Source organism: Amycolatopsis sp. NPDC024027, assembly GCF_040638975.1.
Lineage (GTDB): Bacteria > Actinomycetota > Actinomycetes > Mycobacteriales > Pseudonocardiaceae > Amycolatopsis.
In genome coordinates this window covers 421,285-439,961 of sequence record NZ_JBEZYY010000007.1, presented here as the reverse complement: position 1 = coordinate 439,961, position 18,677 = coordinate 421,285, and the positions used below count along the sequence as shown (strand labels likewise).

At 70.8% G+C, this 18,677-nt stretch carries 21 protein-coding genes; 7 read left to right on the top strand and 14 right to left on the bottom strand.

Going from position 1 to position 18,677, the window contains the following annotated elements:
* Positions 1 to 96: 96 nt before the first annotated feature.
* Positions 97 to 1,005, bottom strand: a complete 909-nt coding sequence (locus AB0F52_RS20895; RefSeq protein ID WP_360173178.1) for an alpha/beta hydrolase — start codon at positions 1,003 to 1,005, stop codon at positions 97 to 99.
* Positions 1,002 to 1,910: a diiron oxygenase gene (locus AB0F52_RS20890; protein WP_199191127.1), complete on the bottom strand. Its 909-nt coding sequence runs from the start codon at positions 1,908 to 1,910 to the stop codon at positions 1,002 to 1,004. The genes AB0F52_RS20895 and AB0F52_RS20890 overlap by 4 nt, the downstream gene beginning before the upstream one ends.
* A gap of 55 nt (positions 1,911 to 1,965) precedes the next feature.
* On the opposite strand from AB0F52_RS20890, the gene AB0F52_RS20885 reads away from it, so the two are divergent.
* Both AB0F52_RS20885 and AB0F52_RS20880 read left to right on the top strand, forming a co-directional pair.
* The gene (locus AB0F52_RS20885; RefSeq protein ID WP_103336623.1) at positions 1,966 to 2,736 is read left to right on the top strand and encodes a TetR/AcrR family transcriptional regulator; all 771 of its coding nucleotides are present in this window, start codon (positions 1,966 to 1,968) and stop codon (positions 2,734 to 2,736) included.
* Positions 2,733 to 3,050, top strand: coding sequence for a DUF4873 domain-containing protein (locus AB0F52_RS20880; protein WP_103336624.1), 318 nt, complete (start codon positions 2,733 to 2,735; stop codon positions 3,048 to 3,050). The genes AB0F52_RS20885 and AB0F52_RS20880 overlap by 4 nt, the downstream gene beginning before the upstream one ends.
* 33 nt (positions 3,051 to 3,083) lie before the next feature.
* Here the strand turns inward: AB0F52_RS20880 and AB0F52_RS20875 are convergent, their stop codons facing one another.
* The 3 genes from AB0F52_RS20875 to AB0F52_RS20865 form a co-directional block, all read right to left on the bottom strand.
* Positions 3,084 to 3,533 carry a pyridoxamine 5'-phosphate oxidase family protein gene (locus tag AB0F52_RS20875; protein WP_360173173.1) on the bottom strand — a complete coding sequence of 150 codons (450 nt, stop codon included), beginning with the start codon at positions 3,531 to 3,533 and terminating at the stop codon, positions 3,084 to 3,086.
* A 122-nt stretch (positions 3,534 to 3,655) separates the two neighbouring features.
* Positions 3,656 to 3,886, bottom strand: coding sequence for a DUF3107 domain-containing protein (locus AB0F52_RS20870; protein ID WP_013223016.1), 231 nt, complete (start codon positions 3,884 to 3,886; stop codon positions 3,656 to 3,658).
* A 119-nt stretch (positions 3,887 to 4,005) separates the two neighbouring features.
* Complete coding sequence (locus tag AB0F52_RS20865) at positions 4,006 to 4,659, bottom strand: ferritin-like fold-containing protein (protein WP_360173169.1); 654 nt, start codon at positions 4,657 to 4,659, stop codon at positions 4,006 to 4,008.
* Positions 4,660 to 4,889: 230 nt separating this feature from the next.
* On the opposite strand from AB0F52_RS20865, the gene AB0F52_RS20860 reads away from it, so the two are divergent.
* A complete protein-coding gene (locus AB0F52_RS20860) occupies positions 4,890 to 6,695 on the top strand; it encodes a DEAD/DEAH box helicase (protein WP_360173166.1) in 1,806 nt (601 codons plus the stop codon).
* Positions 6,696 to 6,721: 26 nt separating this feature from the next.
* Entirely contained in the window at positions 6,722 to 8,035 is a 1,314-nt protein-coding gene (locus AB0F52_RS20855) for a hypothetical protein (RefSeq protein ID WP_360173163.1), read from the top strand.
* A 169-nt stretch (positions 8,036 to 8,204) separates the two neighbouring features.
* Here the strand turns inward: AB0F52_RS20855 and AB0F52_RS20850 are convergent, their stop codons facing one another.
* Positions 8,205 to 8,663: a hypothetical protein gene (locus AB0F52_RS20850; RefSeq protein ID WP_360173160.1), complete on the bottom strand. Its 459-nt coding sequence runs from the start codon at positions 8,661 to 8,663 to the stop codon at positions 8,205 to 8,207.
* Between the two features lie 249 nt (positions 8,664 to 8,912).
* Here AB0F52_RS20850 and AB0F52_RS20845 point away from each other — a divergent pair, with 249 nt between their 5' ends.
* A complete protein-coding gene (locus AB0F52_RS20845; RefSeq protein ID WP_360173157.1) occupies positions 8,913 to 9,107 on the top strand; it encodes a hypothetical protein in 195 nt (64 codons plus the stop codon).
* 18 nt (positions 9,108 to 9,125) lie between these two features.
* On the opposite strand, the gene AB0F52_RS20840 is transcribed toward AB0F52_RS20845, so the two are convergent.
* From AB0F52_RS20840 to AB0F52_RS20815, 6 genes are all read right to left on the bottom strand, one after another.
* Positions 9,126 to 9,977 (bottom strand): PD-(D/E)XK nuclease family protein, encoded by an 852-nt coding sequence (locus tag AB0F52_RS20840; protein ID WP_360173238.1) that lies wholly within the window; start codon positions 9,975 to 9,977, stop codon positions 9,126 to 9,128.
* Positions 9,978 to 10,122: 145 nt separating this feature from the next.
* Positions 10,123 to 12,585, bottom strand: coding sequence for an alpha-L-rhamnosidase C-terminal domain-containing protein (locus tag AB0F52_RS20835; protein ID WP_360173154.1), 2,463 nt, complete (start codon positions 12,583 to 12,585; stop codon positions 10,123 to 10,125).
* Between the two features lie 123 nt (positions 12,586 to 12,708).
* Complete coding sequence (locus AB0F52_RS20830) at positions 12,709 to 13,302, bottom strand: MarC family protein (protein ID WP_360173151.1); 594 nt, start codon at positions 13,300 to 13,302, stop codon at positions 12,709 to 12,711.
* 28 nt (positions 13,303 to 13,330) lie between these two features.
* A complete protein-coding gene (locus tag AB0F52_RS20825) occupies positions 13,331 to 14,203 on the bottom strand; it encodes a PHP domain-containing protein (RefSeq protein WP_360173148.1) in 873 nt (290 codons plus the stop codon).
* A gap of 49 nt (positions 14,204 to 14,252) precedes the next feature.
* A complete protein-coding gene (locus tag AB0F52_RS20820) occupies positions 14,253 to 14,813 on the bottom strand; it encodes a PH domain-containing protein (RefSeq protein ID WP_003095467.1) in 561 nt (186 codons plus the stop codon).
* Positions 14,814 to 14,833: 20 nt separating this feature from the next.
* Positions 14,834 to 14,998 (bottom strand): hypothetical protein, encoded by a 165-nt coding sequence (locus tag AB0F52_RS20815; protein WP_199191129.1) that lies wholly within the window; start codon positions 14,996 to 14,998, stop codon positions 14,834 to 14,836.
* 196 nt (positions 14,999 to 15,194) lie between these two features.
* On the opposite strand from AB0F52_RS20815, the gene AB0F52_RS20810 reads away from it, so the two are divergent.
* Positions 15,195 to 15,608, top strand: coding sequence for an NUDIX domain-containing protein (locus AB0F52_RS20810; protein WP_360173143.1), 414 nt, complete (start codon positions 15,195 to 15,197; stop codon positions 15,606 to 15,608).
* On the opposite strand, the gene AB0F52_RS20805 is transcribed toward AB0F52_RS20810, so the two are convergent.
* Complete coding sequence (locus AB0F52_RS20805; protein WP_360173140.1) at positions 15,609 to 16,703, bottom strand: DUF2332 domain-containing protein; 1,095 nt, start codon at positions 16,701 to 16,703, stop codon at positions 15,609 to 15,611.
* 7 nt (positions 16,704 to 16,710) lie between these two features.
* Positions 16,711 to 17,214, bottom strand: a complete 504-nt coding sequence (locus tag AB0F52_RS20800; RefSeq protein WP_013223004.1) for a MaoC family dehydratase — start codon at positions 17,212 to 17,214, stop codon at positions 16,711 to 16,713.
* 320 nt (positions 17,215 to 17,534) lie between these two features.
* On the opposite strand from AB0F52_RS20800, the gene corA reads away from it, so the two are divergent.
* Positions 17,535 to 18,617, top strand: a complete 1,083-nt coding sequence (corA, locus tag AB0F52_RS20795) for a magnesium/cobalt transporter CorA (RefSeq protein ID WP_103336635.1) — start codon at positions 17,535 to 17,537, stop codon at positions 18,615 to 18,617.
* Positions 18,618 to 18,677: the final 60 nt, after the last annotated feature.

Here is an 18,677-nt window from a genome sequence, read left to right as displayed (position 1 = left end):
AGACAAGAAGAAGGATCAACCAAGGGCTGCCTGCATGATCAACCAGGGTCGCCCCAACCGCCCCCGACGTTAAAACCCAAGGAGTCATTCACTGCATCAGCCGGCGGCCACCCGGACCAGGGCCGCAATGCGGCGGGCCACTTCGTACGGGCGTTCCTGCGGCAGCATGTGCCCGGCGCCCGGGAACCGGACGAACTCCGCGTGCGGCAGCTCGTCCGCGATCACCTTCGCGTGCGGCAGCGGGCACAGCCGGTCCTTCTCCCCCGCCAGCACCACCGACGGCACGTCGCACAACGCGCCCAGGCCGCCGACGCCGCGGTGGGCCGCGATCGCGTCCAGGAACATCCCCGCGCTCGCCGGGTGCGCGCACAGCAGCTGCTCGACGACGCTGTCCACCTGCGCGCGCCCCGGCCGGTCACCGAACACCAGCCGCCGGGCACCCGAGCGGACCAGTCCCGGTCGCAGCCGCAGCGTGTCCGACCGCAACCGGGCCAGCAGCCGGGCGACCCGCGGCTCGAAGCGCGTCACGCTCCGGCCGACCAGCCCGGGGAACCCCAGTGTCAGCTGGTCCATGTCCCCCGACGACGTCGCGACGAACGCCGCGCCCGCCAGCCGGTCGGCGACCAGTTCCGGGTGCCGTTCGGCGAGCACCATCAGCGTCATGCCGCCCATCGAGTGCCCGGCCAGCACCAGCGGCCCCGCCGGGACGCGGTCGGCGATCAGCTCGGCGAGGTCGTCGGCGAGCCGGGCGATCGTGGCGTCGCCGCGCCGGGCCGGCGCCGAACCGCCGTGGCCGCGCAGGTCGTAGCGCAGCACGCGCAGGCCGGGGTCGAGGTGCGGGAGCACGAAGTCCCACGTCCGGTGGTCCTGCGTCCAGCCGTGGACCAGCACCAGCGTCACCGCGGAATCGGCCGGCCCGGACTGCTCGACGTGCAGCGCGGCGCCGTCGCTCGCGACGAACCGGTGCTCCACCGACGGGTTCCGCAGCCGCGACGCGGTCGTCATCGGCCCGCCGGGAGCAGGAACGACTTGCGCCAGAAGTACTTCCCGGGCAGCCCGACCAGGCCGGACTCCTCGAGGAACGGCATGATCTTCTCCCCGGCCCAGGCGATCGTGCCCTGCCAGTGCGGGTTGTTCAGCGCCGCTTCGACGCCGTCGCGGGGCCGGATGCCGACCGCCTTGTAGACGTCCGGGTTGATGAACGCCCGCGTCACGAAGTACGAGATGACCGCGATGATGAACTGCTGGTAGCCGATCTCGGCCTTCGACAGCTTCGCCATGCCGCGCGTGACCTCTTCGCGGGCGAAGGTGACGTGCCGGGCCTCTTCCAGGACGTGGATCCGGTTGACCATCCGGACCAGCGGCTGGACGCCTTCGTCGTTCATCTGCTCGCGCTGGAGCCGGTCCAGCACTTCCTCCGCGACGAGGATCGCGCCGTAGCGCGCCGGGCCGTAGGAGATCGTCGGCATGAGCTTCGCGAGGCGCCGCAGCCACGGCACCGGGCCGTAGGCGGGGCAGCCGATCCGCGACGCCATCCGCGCGAACATCGTCGAGTGCCGGCATTCGTCGGCGATTTCGGTGAGCGCGAACTGGGCGTGCGCGGACGTCGGGTCCTGCTCGTAGACCTCCTTGAGCAGCATCTGCATCAGGAGGATCTCGAACCACAGGCCGGTGGTGGCGACGCTCGCGACCTCGTGCTTGCCCAGCTCGATGCGCTGCTCGGGGGTCAGTTTTTCCCAGAGCTCGGTGCCGTAGAGCGAGGACCGCTCGTCGAGGATGAACCGCTTGCCCTCGACCAGCGGCGCGGCCCAGTCGATGTCGACGTCGGGGTCGTAGAACTTGTTCGCCGACGACTTCAGCAGGCGGTCCGCGGTCTTTTCGCGATCCGGTTCCTTCAGCGTCCGCGTCATCGCCGACACCCCTTCCGCGACATGTAACTTGAGGTAACAGTTACCTGTGCGTAGCATGACCCTCGTGATCGAACGTGTCAAGCGCTCCGGCAAGCCGTCCAGCAGGTCCTCCCGCGGCGAGGAGGCGACCGGCGACGCCCGGCGCGACCGCTGGCGCAAGCACCGGATCGCCCGGCGCAAGGAGTTCGTCGAGGCCGCCCTGCGGGCGCTCGACACGCACGGCCCGGACCTGGGCATGGAGGACGTCGCCGCGGAAGCCGGCGTCACCAAGCCGGTGCTGTACCGGCACTTCGACGACAAGGCCGACCTGTACGTGGCCCTCGGCCAGCGCGGCACGGAAATCCTCTTCGAGCGGCTGATCCCGGCGATCAACGCCGAACTGGCCCCGGTGCCGCGGATCCGGATGGCGCTCGACGCGTTCTTCACCGTGATCGAGGAGCACCCAAACCTCTACCGGCTGCTGGCGCACGGCCGACCGGAGAAGCCGGTGTCGTCGGACGTCGTGGCCGAGGACAAGGAACTGATCGCGACGGCGCTGACCGCGCTGCTCGGCGACTACATGCGGATGTTCAACATGGACTCCGGTGCGGCCGAGCCGTGGGCGCACGGCATCGTCGGCATGGTCCAGAACACCGGCGAGTGGTGGCTGGACCGCCGCTCGATGAGCCGCGACGCGGTCGTCGAGTACCTGACCCAGATCATCTGGGCGGCCATCGACGGGCTGACCCGCCAGAACGGCGTGGTCATCGACCCGAACCTGCCCCTGGAAGCCAACAAGGTGGTCCAGCTGGGCCGCGCCCCGGAGTCGTTGGAGGAAACGTCATGAGCGAGCACGACGAAGACGGTTACCGCGGTCCGGCCACCCTGGTGGTCGACGGCGTTTCGCTGCCGGTGACGGTCGAGCTGCGCGGCTACTTCCAGCCGATCGACGGCTATTACCGCTGGTACGGCCGCGTGGCGGTGAACGAGGAGCTGACCCGCCTGGCGGGCGGCAAGAAGAAGGCCGTCTCCCTCCAGACGGGCTCGCATTCGGCCGCGGGCGAGCTTTCCGACCCGGACCCGTGGGGCCGGTACCGGATCATGGGCACGAGCACGCCACCGTTCCACGTCCCGACGACGCTCGAGGAACTGAACGCCTAGCGGCCGCGCACGGCGACCACTACGCGCGGCGGGTCAGGGCAGGCGCGGTCCCGGCAGCTCCACGCCGGGCAGCACGCCGTTCGCGATGTCCGTGGCCCGCCACTTCGGCACGGTCAGCCGGACCGCCGTGACCGGTGCTCCCAGGAACGCCGCGGCCTCCGGGACCTTGGCGACGAGCAGCTCGCGCACCCGCGCGTCCTCGTCGCCGCCGACGAGCTCGGCGAACGCCTGGGCCTGCAGGAACGGCTGCATCGGCGAGCCGGTCGAGACGACGACCGAGACCACCGGGTTCTCCCGGATCGCGGCCAGCGTCCGGCCGCGGTCCTCGAGCACGAGGTCCAGGGTGAACTCGCCGCGTTCGGCGAAGTACACCCCGCCGACCCACGGCCCGGTGCTGCCCGAAGTGGCGAGGAACAGCGACTTGTGCGCGGCGAGGGTGTTCCGCACGAGATCCGCGACGGCGGTCGGTTCGAGAGTGGTCACCGGCCGAAGCTAGGCGGCGGAAAAGCGACACTCCAAGCAGAACACCACAATCCGGTGAAACCTCCGGGCACGCGAAGAGCCACCCCGGGAACGTCCCGAGGTGGCTCTTGCGGGCTGGTGGGTCAGTCGCCGACGCCGAAGCCGACCTTGCGGACGTCGGAGGGGGCGATCTCGACGTACGCGATGCGGTCGGAGGGGACGATGTACTTGCGCCCCTTCTCGTCGTTGATGCGGAAGAGCCCGTCACCGGCCGTCAGGGCCTCGGCGACCAGCTTCTCCACCTCTTCGGGAGACTGGCCACTGGACACCACCAGCTCGCGCGGCGTGTCCTTGATGCCGATCTTGACCTCCACGTGGGACCTCCGCTGGAAATTCGTAAGGGATGTGCCGGCCAAGGCTAACCGAACCGGCTCGTTCCGGTGGCGCATGTCCGCGCCCGACCGCGTCGTCACTTCCGGGTACTCCATCGGGTTCAGCCCAGGCCGAGCGCCTGCATGCGCTTCGTGTGCCCTTGTTGCAACCGCCGGAACAGCGCGGCAATTCCGGAGAGGTCGCCCGAGCCGCCGATGATGAGCTCGGCCAGCCCGTCGCGCTCGGCGACGACGTACTGGGCCTGGGTCAGTGCCTCGCCGAGCAGGCGGCGGCCCCACAGGGCGAGCTTGTCGCGGCTCTTGGGGTCGGCCTCGATGCCGGCCGCGACCTCGCGTTCGGCGAAGGCCGAGTGGCCGGTGTCGGCCAGCACGGTCAGCACCAGGTCCTTGGTCTCCGGGTCGAGCCAGCTGGCGATCTCCCGGTAGAGGTCGGCGGCCAATCCGTCCCCGACGTAGGCCTTGACCAGCGACTCGAGCCACGACTTCGGGGGCGTCGACGCGTGCCAGGCGTCGACCTGGGCGACGAACGGCGTCATCGCGTCTTCGATCTTGACGTCGTGGGCCGCCAGGTGCTGGGCGAGCAGCCCGTAGTGACCGATCTCGGCGGCCGCCATGGTCGCCAGCGCGGCCCGGCCGGCCAGCGTGGGGGCGCTGCGCGCGTCTTCCGCCAGCCGGTCGAACGCGGACAGTTCGAGGTAGGCGATCACACCCAGAAGGTCTACTACGCCTTCGGAGATCTCTTTGGGCTCGGTCACGGGGGCAGGGTATCGCCGAAGCACCCGGGCGTGGCGGGACGAGACCGATCACACTGGTTCCGGCGCGCCGGGTACTGTCGAAAAACTGCTGACCAGGTACACTGGCGTGCGATAACAAGCTTCCGTACGCCATACCGGCGACGGGAACAGGCAGGTCACGCGGCTTGCCGACGTACTGCAATGTGCGTGCACGCCTCTTCCGGCATTCCCGGGACGGACCGGTTCCGCGCTTGAAGATCAGCGCCAGGGACCAGGGTTTACTCCCGGTCGAGTGTCGAGCGGACCCACGGCTGTGCGCGCTGGTCACGAGAGAGGCGATCACCCTGACCGCAGAAATTTCCACAACCGAACAGCCCCCCGCCGTCGCGCTGGAGCACAGCGAGACCGGCCCGGCCGCGCTCGACACCTCGCACCCGCTGCAGGCGGGCGTCGAGGTCGAGCCCGAAGCCCCGACCTTCGCGTCCTTCGGCGTCAAGCCGGAGATCGTCAAGGCCCTCGGCGAGGCCGGCATCGAGCGCACCTTCGCGATCCAGGAACTCACCCTGCCGCTGGCGATGGCCGGCGACGACCTCATCGGCCAGGCCCGCACCGGCATGGGCAAGACGCTGGGCTTCGGCGTCCCGCTGCTGCACCGCGTGCAGGTCCCCGGCGACGGCACCCCGCAGGTGCTGGTCGTGGTGCCCACCCGCGAGCTGTGCATCCAGGTCGCCAACGACCTCAAGGGCGCCGGCAAGCACCTGGGCATCCGCACCCTGGCCATCTACGGCGGCCGGCCCTACGAGCCGCAGATCGAGGCCCTCCGCAAGGGCATCGACGTCGTGATCGGCACCCCGGGCCGCCTGCTCGACCTGGCCGAGCAGCAGCACCTGGTGCTCGGCAAGGTCCGCGGCCTGGTCCTGGACGAGGCCGACGAGATGCTCGACCTGGGCTTCCTGCCCGACATCGAGCGCATCCTCCGGATGGTGCCGGACGAGCGGCAGACCATGCTGTTCTCGGCCACCATGCCGGGCCCGATCATCACGCTGGCCCGCACGTTCCTGCGCCAGCCGACGCACATCCGCGCCGAAGAGAACGACGCGAGCGCGATCCACGAGCGCACCACCCAGTTCGTCTACCGGGCGCACTCGATGGACAAGCCCGAGGTCATCGCCCGCGTCCTGCAGGCGGAGGACCGCGGCCTGACGATGATCTTCAGCCGCACCAAGCGCACCGCGCAGAAGGTGGCCGACGACCTGGTCGAGCGCGGCTTCGCGGCCGCCGCCGTGCACGGTGACCTGGGCCAGGGCGCCCGCGAGCAGGCCCTGCGCGCGTTCCGCTCCGGCAAGGTCGACGTCCTGGTCGCGACCGACGTCGCGGCCCGCGGCATCGACATCGACGACGTCACCCACGTCATCAACTACCAGTGCCCGGACGACGAGAAGACCTACGTCCACCGCATCGGCCGCACCGGCCGCGCGGGCCGGACCGGCGTCGCCGTCACCCTCGTCGACTGGGACGAGATGCCGCGCTGGAAGCTGATCTCGGACACCCTCGGCCTCGACAAGCCGGAGCCGGTGGAGACGTACTCGTCGTCGCCGCACCTGTTCGAGGACCTGGGCATCCCCGAGGGCACGAAGGGCCGGCTGCCGCTGGCCAACCGCACCCGCGCGGGCCTGGCCGCCGAGGAGGAAGAGGACCTGGGCGGCAAGAAGCGCGGCCGTGGCCGTGGCCGGACCGGCGAGACCGCCGCCGCGCCGGAGGAGGACGCGCCGCGCAAGCGCTCCCGGACCCCGCGCAAGCGGACCCGCGGTGGCTCGCGGGCGGCCGAAGCGGTCGAGGCCGCGGACAACGCCGCCGCGTCCGCTTCGCCGGACGCCGAGGCACCCGCGTCGGAGGGCCGCACCCGGAGCCGCCGCCGCACCCGCAGCGGCAACGCCCCGGAGGCGACCGGCCCGGCCGGCGAAAAGGAGGCCGGCGAGAACGCCGAGCGGCCGGCTCGCCGCCGCCGCCGTCGCCGTCCGGCCGCGACTTCTGATACACCTGCTTCGGCAGACTGAGGCTTCTCCATCGGGGGTTCGGGTACGTGAGCGACGTCGAGAAGGCGGCTGAAGAGACGCCTGCCTACGGGTCCGAGGACGTACTCGAAGACGCTCCCGAGAGCACTCCGCCCGCCCCGCGGGTCAAGGCGCGTCGTTCGCCTTGGAACCGCGGGCGGGACAGGGTGGTCGCCGCCCTGATCGCGGTGGCCGTGGTCGCCGTCGCGCTGGTGATCGGCACGACGAGCGACAGCGCGGCCACCGACCGGACCGAGGCGGCGCCACCTCCGGCGTTGCCCGCGGCCCCGGACAAGGTGCCGGGATCCCTCTCCGAGATCTGGAGCGCCCCCAGCGGCGCGACGCCGGTCCCGGTCGTGGCCGGCGAATCGGTGGCCACGGCGGACGGCGGCGAGGTCACCACCCGCGACCCGCTGACCGGGCAGATCCGCTGGCACTACTCGCGTGACCTGCCGTTGTGCACGCTGGACCAGGTGTGGGGGCGGCTGAACGCCGTCTACCACAAGAGCCGCAACTGCAGCGAGGTCACGCAGCTGGACCCGGCCACGGGCCGGATCACGGCGCAGCGCAACGGCAACGCGGAGCTGGGCACCCAGCTGATCGACGACGGCTCCCACGTGACCGCCACGGGCAAGACGCTCCTCACGACCTGGCGCGACGACCTGGTCCAGAGCGCCGAGTACGGCCAGGTCCCGGCGCTGGTCAACGCGGGCAAACAGCCCCGCACCGGCTGCACGTACGGCACGGTCGCGGCGGCGTCGGGCAAGATCGGCGTGATCGAGCGCTGCCCGGGTGACCCGGCCGACCGCCTGACGGTGTACAAGGCGACCCCGGAGAAGGACGACGAGCCGCAGGTCAGCTTCAGTTCGGTGCTGGCGGGCAAGCGCGCCCGCGTGATCGCGATGTCGGGCGACCTGACGGCGGTGGTCCTCCCGGACCAGAAGCTCCTGGTGACGTTCAACGGCGACGGCACCCAGCGCGCGGCGTACCCGCTGGACGTCCCGGCGGGAGACCTGGTGGCCGACCCGCCGTCCGGAGTCGAGGCAACAACCCAGACGGCGGCGAACATGTACTGGTTCAGCGGGTCCAAGGTGGTGGCCCTGTCCCGCGACGACCTGTCGCCGCGCTGGACGCTGAGCAGCGCACTGGGCCCGGGAGTCACGTACGCCCAGCAGCTGGTGGTCCCCATCAAGGGCGGCTTGGCGGTGCTGAACGAGAACGACGGATCCACGATCCGCACGGTGGGCGTCGAGCGCCGCGGCTACCCGGGAGCGGTCCGGCTGAGCGCGGCCGGCCCGGTCCTGCTCGAGCAGCGCGGCCCCACGCTCACCGCCCTGAAGTAGCCCGCCCCGCGTGATGACCCTCCAATCACGCGAGATGGCTCTCCAGTCACGCATGATGACCGCCTGATCACGCAAGATCCGCCTGCGGTCGCACGAGATCCGGGCTCAGTCACGCGAGTTCCGGTCGCGTGCGGGGAGGCGGGACTCGCGGGTTTGGGGCGGGTGCGGGTCAGGTGAGCCAGAAGAGGGTCAGGGCGGAGACCGTGAACAGGACCACCGCCACGCCTGCTCCTGCTGCCGGAGGGCCGGTGCGGCGGTCGGCGACTCGCTGAGCCAGCAGGGCCAGCACCGCCGCCACCGGGTGGCCGACCAGCAGGGTTGCGCCGGGGCCCGGGGCTCCCGTGAACAGGCAGATGCCCGCCACCGCGAGCACGCCGATCGCGAGGACCGTGAGCCCGGCCGCCAGGGAGCCGGTGAACCCACGCCACCAGCGGCCACGGTCTTTCGCGGGCTCGGTCGGCGCGCTCGCCTCGACCTCCGGGGCGGTAGCCGCAGGCGCGGTAGCCTCCGGCTCGATCCGCTCAGGGGCGACTCGCTCCTGCTCTACGGTCGGCTCGTCGGCCGCACCGAGTGCCTCGGATCCGGCGCCCGCGGGCTCGCGAAGTGCCTCAGGTCGGGTGGCCGCCACCTCGCGAAGTTCCCCGGGTCCGGCGCCCGCAGCCTCGTGAAATTCCCCGGGTCCGGCGCCCGCAGCCTCGTCAAGTGCCCCAGGCTGAGCGGCCGCAACCCCGCGAAGTTCCCCGGATCGGGCGCCCGCAGCCTCGTCAAGTGCCTCGGGTCGGGCGCCCGCAGCCTGGCGAAGTGCCCCAGGTCGAGCGCCCGCACCCTCGCGAAATTCCCCGGGTCCGGCGCCCGCAGCCTCGTCAAGTGCCGCAGGGTGAGCGCCCGCACCCTGGCGAAGTCCTCCGGGTCCGGCGCCCGCAGCCTCGCGCGGCGCCACCTCGGTCCCCTCCGGCCGCACCGCTCCGGCCTCGCCCCGCGGCTCCGGCGCGGCCCTGCGCGCCGGCACCTGCCCGGCTTCGGGCTGTCCCGCGGGCAACGGCACTGTCGCCAGTTCGTCGGTGTCCGGTGAAGCCACGTTCCCTCCCGTTCAGGGCGCGAGCAGGTCCCACGGCTGCGCCTGCGGGGCCGCTTCCTGGCCCGCCGCGCAGCTCGGCCTGAAGTCGCACCAGGCGCAGCGGCGGTCCGGGCGAGGCGGGAACAACACGTCCCCGTCGCCGCCCGCGTCCAGGGTATCCGTGGCCAGGCGCAGGTCTCCGGCGGTCTCTTCCGCGCGCTGCAGGTGCCGCTGCAAGCTCTCCGGGGTGTGCTCCGCCGCCGCGATCGTGCCCGTCGGCAGGTGGTGCAGCTCCACCGCCGTGCACGGCATCCGCAACGTCCGGGCCGCCGCCACCGCGTACAGCGCAAGTGCTTGCGACGCCCGGGCCTCGTACTCGTCCGGCGGCCGGCGGCCCGTCTTGTAGTCGACGATCACCAGCGAGCCGTCACGCGCGTCGATCCGGTCCGTGCGGCCCTCGATGATCATCGACGGCCGCTCCCCCGGCGTCCCGCTGACCGGCGCCGACACCCACCGCTCCAGCCCCACCGGGTCGTGCGAGACGTCGTTGTCCTCGACGTACTCCGCCACCCACCCCTTGGCCCGTGCCCGGTAGCGCGCCGCCTGCTCTTCGGTCTCGAAGCCCGCGTCCTTCCAGAACTCGGCCACCAGCGCCACCGCGCGCTGCGGCACCCGCTTGAGCACGGGCAGGTCGAACAGCGCCCGCAGCGCGTTGTGCACCACCGCACCCAGCGTGCTGTGCGCCCACGGCCCGGTGCGCTGCGGGGTCGGCCGTTCGAGGTACGCGAGCCTGTACCGGCGCGGGCAGTCGTCGAAGGTCGCCAGCCGTGCCGGCGAGACCTTCGTGAGCCGCACCGGTTGCGCGACGCCGAAGTCGAAGCCCATCTGGTCCTTCACCGCGCCCACGCTACGCACCACCACTGACACTTTTTTCGGGGGTTCGGGTGGCGGAGCCCCCGACCTGGGGCGAAGCCCCAGATGTCACAGCCACTTTCCGCGCGGGGCGAGCGGCCCCGCGCGGAAAGCCGGTTCACCGCACGACGAGCACCGTGTGCGTCCCGCCGGAAACGGTCAGCGGACCCGCCGCGCGAAGCGGACGCCCGTCCAGCAGCACCAACCGGCCACCGGGGACCACCAGCGACCCGGACGTCCCCCGCGGCGCGGAAACCGTCAACGAGAACACCGAACCCTGCTGAGACCACGAAGCCGACAACGCGCCCTTCGGCGTCGGCACCGCTCCCCGCACCCACGAGACCGCGCCCGGGTGCGGCGAAACCGTCCAGGTCGCGAAGCCCGGCGACGTCGGCGAGACGCCCAGCAGATCGTTCGTCAGGGCGGGCACGACCCCGGTCGACCAGCCGTGCGCGGCCGAGGTGTACCCCTGCTCGTAGTGCGAACCGCCCTCGCCGATGCCCTCCCACGCCGTGATGCCCGGGTCGTGCGTGGCCATCCAGCCGTACATCCGCTTGATCTGGTCGATCGCGGACGCCGTCTGCCCCGTCCGGAACCTCGCCTGCAGCTCGGGGAACGACGTGAACGCGTACACGCGCTTCGTGCCGTCGCCGACCAAGGTGTCGTTGTCCATGAACGGGTTCCCGTACGGCAACGCCCCCGCCGCAAGCCGAGCCAGCGCCGAAGTGGCCTGCGCGGGCGAAGCGATCCCGGCGAGGATCGCGTGGCTGTTGCCGTCCTGGCCGTGGCGCACCGCGCCCGTCGCGGAGTCGAGGTACGCGCCCGCCGCCGGGTCCCACAGGTACTGGTTCACCGCCGCCGAGACGCCCGAAGCCCGCGAAAGCCACCGATCCGCGTCGGCTGGGTGCCCCGTCGCGCGCGCCAGGCCGGCCGCGCCTTGAAGCGCCCGGACGTACAACGCGTTGTAGTACGTCACCTCGCCCGTACGCGGCAGGAAGGCGTAGTCGCCGTAGCCGCCGGTGCCGTTGAGGCCCTTCGCGAGCAACCCGCGCGAATCGGTCACCGACGGATACCAGCTGTCGAGCGCCTTCACGAGGTGCGAGTAGTACGAAGCCGCGTACGCGGTGTCGCCGGAGTAGAGGACGTAGTCCCAGCTCGAGGTCACCCACCAGAGCGGATAGTCGAACAGCGGCAGCGTGTAGTTGTTGATCGACGCGGGCGGGATCCAGCCGTCCGCGCGCTGGTGGTCGGCCAGGTCGGCGAGGACGTTGCGCGCCGCCGTGCCGTCCTGGTGCGTCAGGTACTGCGTCAGGCCGGACACCGCGACGTCGCCGACGTACGGGTCCCGGTCGCGCTTCGCGCCGTCGTGCAGCACCAGCTTCCCGTCCAGCGACGGTGAGAACGCGCCCCGGGGGTCCACATCGGACTCCCGGAAGGTGTCCATGCCCAGCTCGTTCGTGTAGGACGCCGCGTACCAGTACTTGTTGAGGTCTTCGTCGGACGACTCGAACCAGCCGCGGTAGGTCGACGGCGTGCCGAGGAACGGCGTGAACCCGAGCGAGACGCCGCTGATCCGCACCTCGCCGGACGGCTGGGCCAACGGCGCGTCCGACGCCAGCGCGTCGAGGCTGATCCGCAGGTAGCGGAAGCCGTGCAGGCCGTCCGCGCACACCTGCGTCCCCGAAGCGCAGCCCTTGGTATCCCGCCAGACCGTCGGCGCCGCGGGGACGGCGTACTGGTCCGTGCCCGGCCCGCCGGAAAAGTCCGAGCGGGTGAAGTCGGAGCGTTCGCCCAGGTACTGGAGGGTCTCCGAGAACGCCAGCCGCACGCCGGGCCGGTTCGCCGACGCGCCCGCGAACGCGATCTTCGGGTACCCCGCGACGACCTGGCCGAAGTCGACGACGGCGGTCGGCACGGGCGGATCGGCGACCACGCCGGGCCACACCTCGGCGACACGGCTGAACTCGCCGGACGGGGTGTTCTGGTCCTTGGTCACGGTGATCCGGACCTGCGCGGCCGGCACCGGCCGGTCGAAGGTGACCGCCCGCTGCACCGCCGTGTTGCCGCTGACCGTGGCCACCACCCGCCACGCGCCCGCGTCCAGCACCTCGACCGTGAAGTCCTGCGGCACGCCGTCCACATTGGACAGGACGGTGACGCCCGGCAGCGTGACCGGCGCGCCCGCGGTGATCGTCAGGACGTCGGGGTAGCCGCCGATCGTGTCGTCGTTCCAGAACGTCTCGGTGTTGCCGTCGACGGCGTTGCCGGGGTCGTAGGTCCGGGGCTGCCCGTTGCCGCCGTTGTTCGGCGCGTGGAACGACGACGCGGCCGCGGTGGTGCCCGCGGGCCACACCGGCTTCGGCGGCGGCGCCTGCCGCTTCAGCACGGCGACACCGCGGCCGAGCAAGCCGTTCGGGTTCACGACGTCTCCGGTGGTGGACAGCACCTTCGCCGGCCGGACATCCCGGCTCGCCGGTGCGACGACGTACTTTTGCCAGCCGGGCGCGGCGTCGGCGGGCGCGGCGACCACGCCGCTCGCCACCAGCACCGCGACCGGCAGGACTGCTCTGAGCCACTTCATCGAGGCCTCCGCAAGGCGTTGAATCGTTTCAAACGCTGAGCTGAGCTTCAATCTGCGATAGCGGTGCCAACGATGTCAACGAACCGGGCGCATCCTGTCCGGCAGGACAACCCGGGTGGCGGGTCAGTTCCCGCCGGCGATGAACCCGCGGACGGAGTTCGCGACGAGCTCCACGGCGATGGCCGCGAGCAGCAGGCCGGCCACCTTGGCCAGCAGCGTGATGCCGCTTTCCTTGATCAGCCGGATGACGAGACCGGAGTACCGCATGCAGAGGTAGATGACGAAGTGGGTGGTGACGATCGCGAGCGCCAGGGCGATGTACGCGCCGATGTGCCCGTCGGCCTGCCGGACGAACACGATGGTCGCGGCGATCGCGCCGGGCCCGGCCAGCAGCGGGGTGCCGAGCGGCACGAGGGCGACGTTGACGTCCTCGGCCGCCGCCTCGGGCTCGTGGCCGTTGCTGGTGAGCAGCTGCAGGGCGATCAGCAGGAGCAGCAGGCCGCCCGCGCCCTGCAGCGCGGGGATGCCGATGCCGAGGTAGGCCAGGATCGCCTGGCCCGCGACCGCGAACAGGCTGATGACCAGCAGTGACACCAGGACGGCCTGCCGGGCGGCGCGCGCCCGGGTCGCCATCGGCTTCCGGCCGACGAGGCTGAGGAACACCGGCACCGTGCCGGGCGGGTCCATGATGACGATCAGGGTGATCGTCGCACTCATGAACAGTTTCGCATCGAAGAGCGCCCTGTCAGCCCTTCACGACCTGGAACCCCGTGGCGCGCGAAGCGAGCTCTTCGAACTGCCCGGGATCGGTCGTGCACTCGCCGAGCGCGATCGTCTTGTTGGTGCCGTGGTAGTCGCTGGACCCGGTGAAGACGAGCCCGAGCTCGGCGGCCAGCTCGCGGGTGCGGGCCCGCGTCGGCGCGTCGTGGTTCGGGTGGTCGGCCTCGACGCCGGTGAGCCCGCGCGCGGCCAGCCCGGCGAGGGTGTCCTCGCTGATGGTGGCGCCGCGGCTGAAGGCGAAGGGATGCGCGACGACCGTGACGCCGCCGGCCGCGGCGATCATGTCGATGGCCTCTTCGACCGGCGTGTCGCGCCGGGCGACGTAGTAGCCGCGGCGGGGGCCGAGGTAGTCGGCGAAGGCCTCGTCGACGGACTTGACCAGCCCGGCCCGGACCAGCGCCTGGGCCAGGTGGGGGCGCCCGGGCGGGGAGTCCTCGGGCAGCAGGCCGAAGATCTCGTCGATGTCGATCGGGAGGCCGTCGGCGGCCATCCGCTCGGCCATCCGCCGCAGCCGCGTGCGGCGCTCGAGCCGCAGCCGGGTCTGCTCGGTGACGACGGGCTCGGACGTCGGGTCGAAGAGGTAGGCGAGCAGGTGGACGCTGATTTGCCGGCCGGTCTCGGGGTCGGTCGACACCGTGGAGAGCTCGGCGCCGGGGACCAGCGTCAGGCCGGGTGACACCGCTTCGGAGGCGGGCGCCCAGCCCGCGGTGGTGTCGTGGTCGGTGATCGCGACGACGTCGAGCCCGGCTTTCGCGGCCGCGGCGACGAGCCCGGCCGGCGTGTCGGTGCCGTCGGAAGCGGTGGAGTGGGCGTGCAGGTCGATGCGCATCGTGTCCATTGTCGACGATGCGGTGCGTCACAGTGCGGCCGGGACACCCCGGCGCACGTCACCCGACCGGCTTCTTGCCCCGGGCGGCCCGCTGGGCCTTGATCATGGAGAAGCGTTCGGCCTGCTTCTGCTTGTCACCGAAGACCAGCTCGGAGATCGTGTCGTAGAACTCTTCGGGCCGCGGCAGGAAGTCGATCTTGTTCAGCGCCTGGATCTGACCGGCCGACTCGACCACCATCGTGCCGTAGCCCATCATGCGGCCGGTGGCCGTGCGGACGTAGCTGAGGTCGGTGACCTTGCTGATCGGCATCATCAGCACCTTGGTGGTGAACACCCCGGTGGTCATGACGAACCGCTTGTCGGTGACCACCAGGCGCTCGACCCACCACTCCATCACCACGTAGGCGAACCGGAGCACGACGAGCAGCGCCACGTACCAGAGGATGTTCTGGCCGATGTACAGCGCCGGTGGCAGCAGGTAGGACACCAGCACGCAGACGGCCAGCAGCGCGGCCGCCTCGAAGGTGTCCCAGAGCAGCACCGCCCAGTGGCGGCGGATCCGGATGACCCGCCGCTCGGTGTCGAGGAGGTACTCGTCGGGGTCGCGTGGCGCGAACATGGTTCGAGGGTAGCCCCCGATCAGCCCTTGAACACGTTGCTGACGAAGGTGATCACCGATTCGGCCGAGCTGCGGAGGAATTCGATGATGTTGCCGACGAGGCCGGCGGCCTGCCCAGGCTGGGCGATGACGAAGAACAGCACCAACGCGATACCGGCGAGGCCCGCAATCTTCTTCACGTTCACCGCGATCAAATCCCGTCTCTTACGGTGACACCGGACAACTGCAGAGAACTTGACTTTTTACGTTGTACCGCACTGGACAGGCGCAGGGGAGGAAAGTCCCGCGCTTGGGTCAGCACGCGGTCCGAAGTGTACCGTATGGCTACTCTCCGTGTACAGGACATCGGTTTTCAACTCGGTCACGTCTACCCTTCGGGACATGGAGAGCCTCCCCCGCACCACAATCCGCTGCGTCGGCGGGGTCGCGTTCGACCCGCAGGGCCGGTTGTTGCTCATCCGGCGCTTGAACAACCCCGGTTCGGGGCAATGGTCACTGCCGGGCGGCCGGGTCGAACCGGGCGAAACGGACAAAGAGGCCGTGATCCGGGAGCTTTCCGAGGAGACCGGGCTGGACGTGATTCCCGGCACACTGGTCGGCACGGTGCGGCGGGGGCCGTACGAGATCTTCGACTACGCCTGCGAGGTCGAGGGCGGGGTTCTCACGGCCGGTGACGACGCATCGGAGGCACGTTGGTCCGATGCGGCAGACCTTGCCGCGTTGGAGGCCGCCGGGGAGCTCGTCGACCTCCTCTACGTCACCCTCCGCGACTGGAATGCGCTCCCGGCCGCCTGACTACAGCGGCAGCCAGGTCATCCGCTGCCCGTGCGGCGCGGTCCGCGCCAAGGCGTGCGCCTCGGCCTTCCCGTCCTCCCACCGCACCACGCCCAGCGTCGCGAGCCCGTCCGCGCCCGAAAGCTCGTCGCGGCCCGGCAGCACGAGCTCCAGCCCGGCCCCGTAGAACTCCTCCGAGACCCACCACACCGGCCGCGAGGACGCCAGCTCGGCCAACGCCGAGACGAACGCCGCCCGCTTCTCGGCCGTGAAGTACCCCAGGGCGTGGCTCGTCAGCACCACCAGCGGCCCGTCCAGCGAAGCCGCCGCCGAGGCGAGATCGCCGACCCCGTCCCCGGTGATCAACCGCGGCCGGTGCTTCGCCTGCTCGGCCGCCGCCGTGCGCAACAGCCTGATGCGGTCCGGCTGGTCCGCCCAGACGCACGCCTCGAGCCACGCCAGCTCGTCCTCGTCCGAGAGGTCCACCGGGGCCCGGTCGAGGCCCGCCCGGTCGAGCAGCGCCAGCTTCTTCGGCAGCTTCGGCACCACCGCACCCGGCGCCAGGTCGAGCGCGCAGTGCAACCCGACCGCCGCCTTGGCCGGCCCCGCCGTCAGCTGGTCGCCGCCGTCGCACTGGTAGCGGTAGCCGAACCGGTCCAGGCCCAGCAGCAAGCCCGCGCTGCAGCCGACCTCCAGCAGCGAAACCTTCCCGCCCGCTTCCTTCGCCGCCCGCGCCACGCCCGGGTACAGCAGCGCCGCCCGGCGAACCTCGTTGGTCTGGGTGTAGCGCGCCGAAATCAGCGCCCGGGCCTTCTCGGCCCGCTCCAGCAGGAATGACCGGAACAGCGGCCAGGTCTCCGAGTCGACGCCGTCGAAGCCGCCCAGCGACGGGTAGTAGCGCGAGAGCGGGTGGATGGGGTCGGCCTGCACGAGCCGGTGCGCGACCGCCATCAGCAGCGTCCCGCGCACCTCCCCGTCGCGCGCGACCGACAGCAGCCCGGCGACGTCGTCGTCCGCGGCGGCCTGCAGCGCCAGGTGTTCGTACAGCGGTGAGACCCCGCGGGCCTCGACTTCCGCGAACGTGCGGAGTATCCCCTTGATCCCGTCCAGGTCCATCAGAGCCTCATTCGTGCGGCACCGGCCGGCCCGGCTGCTCCCCGCCCCGAGTCTCCCCGTACGAGCGCTTCGGCACCATCACCTTCCGCCGGAAAGTGCACACGATCAGGCCGTCCTGCTTGTAACCGCGCGTCTCGACGTACACGACGCCACGGTCGTCCTTGGACTTCGACGGCGTCTTGTCGAGCACTTCGGTCTCGCCGTAGATCGTGTCGCCGTGGAAGGTCGGCTTGACGTGCTTGAGCGACTCGACCTCGAGGTTCGCGATGGCCTTGCCGGAGACGTCGGGCACCGACATCCCCAGCAGCAGCGAGTAGACGTAGTTGCCGACCACGACGTTCTTCCCGAAGTCGGTCGTCTCTTCCGCGTAGTGCGCGTCGAGGTGCAGCGGGTGGTGGTTCATGGTGATCAGGCAGAACAGGTGGTCGTCGTATTCGGTGACCGTTTTGCCCGGCCAGTGCTTGTAGACCGCACCGACCTCGAACTCCTCGTAGTACCGACCGAACTGCACTCGTTCTCTCCCGTTCCGAGTAACACCGCGTGAGGCTGGTACGACACGCATCCGTAGTGAGGAGTACCCTCAACCATCGGTGTTCGCGCGTCAACGCGAGCCCCACCACTGTTGCCGCCGACCGAAGGAGGTGAGGAACTCGATGAGTAGTGGCGATAGTCCGCTCCCTAGTAGTCCCAGCGTTCCCACCTCACCGGCCGGCCGGCTCATCTCCCGGTAGGCCTTCTCTCCCCCGGGAACGCTGGTGTGTCGCCGGGCGGACGCGTTTCCCGCCCCTGGTCCGTCGTCTCGCACGACCACGCACGACACCAGGAGATCCCATGCCTGCCATTCCCTCGCTCGGCGGCCTTCGCGGCCGCGGCAACAAGAGCGCCGGCCCGGTCCGCCCGATTCCGGTGCCGCTGTCCGCGTACGTCGTCGATTGCGCGGTGTACGTCGGCGGTGAGCGCCTGCCCGGCCGCTGGACCCACTCCGAGGCGATCAAGGAGGTCCGGAAGCGGCACGAGGGGTTCGTCTGGATCGGCCTGCACGAGCCGGACGCCCAGCAGATCCAGGGCGTCGCGGACACGTTCGGCCTGCACGAGCTGGCGGTCGAGGACGCGCTCGAAGCGCACCAGCGGCCGAAGCTGGAGCGCTACGACGACACGCTGTTCCTGGTGGTCAAGACCGTGCGGTACGTCGAGCACGAGTCGCCGACGACGGCGAACGAGATCGTCGAGACCGGCGAGCTGATGGTGTTCCTCGGCCGCGACTTCGTGATCACCGTGCGGCACGGGAACCACTCGGGGCTGGCGCGGCTGCGCCGCGAACTGGACGAGGACCCGGAGCGGCTGCAGCTGGGCCCGTCCGCGGTCGTGCACGCGATCACCGACCACGTCGTCGACCACTACCTCGACGTCACGGGCCGGATCGAGAACGACATCGACGTCATGGAGGCGCAGGTCTTCGCGCCCCGCTCGCAGGTCAGCGCCGAGCAGATCTACCTGATGAAGCGGGAGGTCCTCGAGCTGCGCCGGGCGGTGATGCCGCTGGCCACGCCGATCCAGCGCCTGGCCGAGGGCTACACGCGGCTGGTGCCGGACGACGTCCGCTCGTACTTCCGCGACGTCGCCGACCACCTCACGACCGTGTCCGAGCGGGTCGCGGCGTTCGACGAACTGCTGTCCACCCTGGTCGACGCGACCGTCGCGAAGATTTCGCTGCAGCAGAACACCGATATGCGCAAAATCACGTCGTGGGCGGCGATCATCACCGTGCCGACGATGATCGCGGGCATCTACGGGATGAACTTCGACTACCTGCCCGAGCTGCACTGGAAGTTCGGGTACCCGCTGGTCATCACCGTGATCCTGGCGATCTGCCTGTTGCTGTACCGAATATTCCGGAAGAACGGCTGGCTCTAGGTCCCCCTTTCTTTCCCCACCGTATTCGGAGAATTCGTGATGCCTCGCATGCTGTCCAAC

Bases quoted from the DNA above. Each gene is read 5' to 3' on its own strand.
- AB0F52_RS20895 (WP_360173178.1), bottom strand. From the start codon at position 1,005: ATGACGACCGCGTCGCGGCTGCGGAACCCGTCGGTGGAGCACCGGTTC.
- AB0F52_RS20890 (WP_199191127.1), bottom strand. From the start codon at position 1,910: ATGACGCGGACGCTGAAGGAACCGGATCGCGAAAAGACCGCGGACCGC.
- AB0F52_RS20885 (WP_103336623.1), top strand. From the start codon at position 1,966: ATGACCCTCGTGATCGAACGTGTCAAGCGCTCCGGCAAGCCGTCCAGC.
- AB0F52_RS20880 (WP_103336624.1), top strand. From the start codon at position 2,733: ATGAGCGAGCACGACGAAGACGGTTACCGCGGTCCGGCCACCCTGGTG.
- AB0F52_RS20840 (WP_360173238.1), bottom strand. From the start codon at position 9,977: ATGGGCTTCGACTTCGGCGTCGCGCAACCGGTGCGGCTCACGAAGGTC.
- AB0F52_RS20835 (WP_360173154.1), bottom strand. From the start codon at position 12,585: ATGAAGTGGCTCAGAGCAGTCCTGCCGGTCGCGGTGCTGGTGGCGAGC.
- AB0F52_RS20830 (WP_360173151.1), bottom strand. From the start codon at position 13,302: ATGAGTGCGACGATCACCCTGATCGTCATCATGGACCCGCCCGGCACG.
- AB0F52_RS20825 (WP_360173148.1), bottom strand. From the start codon at position 14,203: ATGGACACGATGCGCATCGACCTGCACGCCCACTCCACCGCTTCCGAC.
- AB0F52_RS20820 (WP_003095467.1), bottom strand. From the start codon at position 14,813: ATGTTCGCGCCACGCGACCCCGACGAGTACCTCCTCGACACCGAGCGG.
- AB0F52_RS20810 (WP_360173143.1), top strand. From the start codon at position 15,195: ATGGAGAGCCTCCCCCGCACCACAATCCGCTGCGTCGGCGGGGTCGCG.
- AB0F52_RS20805 (WP_360173140.1), bottom strand. From the start codon at position 16,703: ATGGACCTGGACGGGATCAAGGGGATACTCCGCACGTTCGCGGAAGTC.
- corA (WP_103336635.1), top strand. From the start codon at position 17,535: ATGCCTGCCATTCCCTCGCTCGGCGGCCTTCGCGGCCGCGGCAACAAG.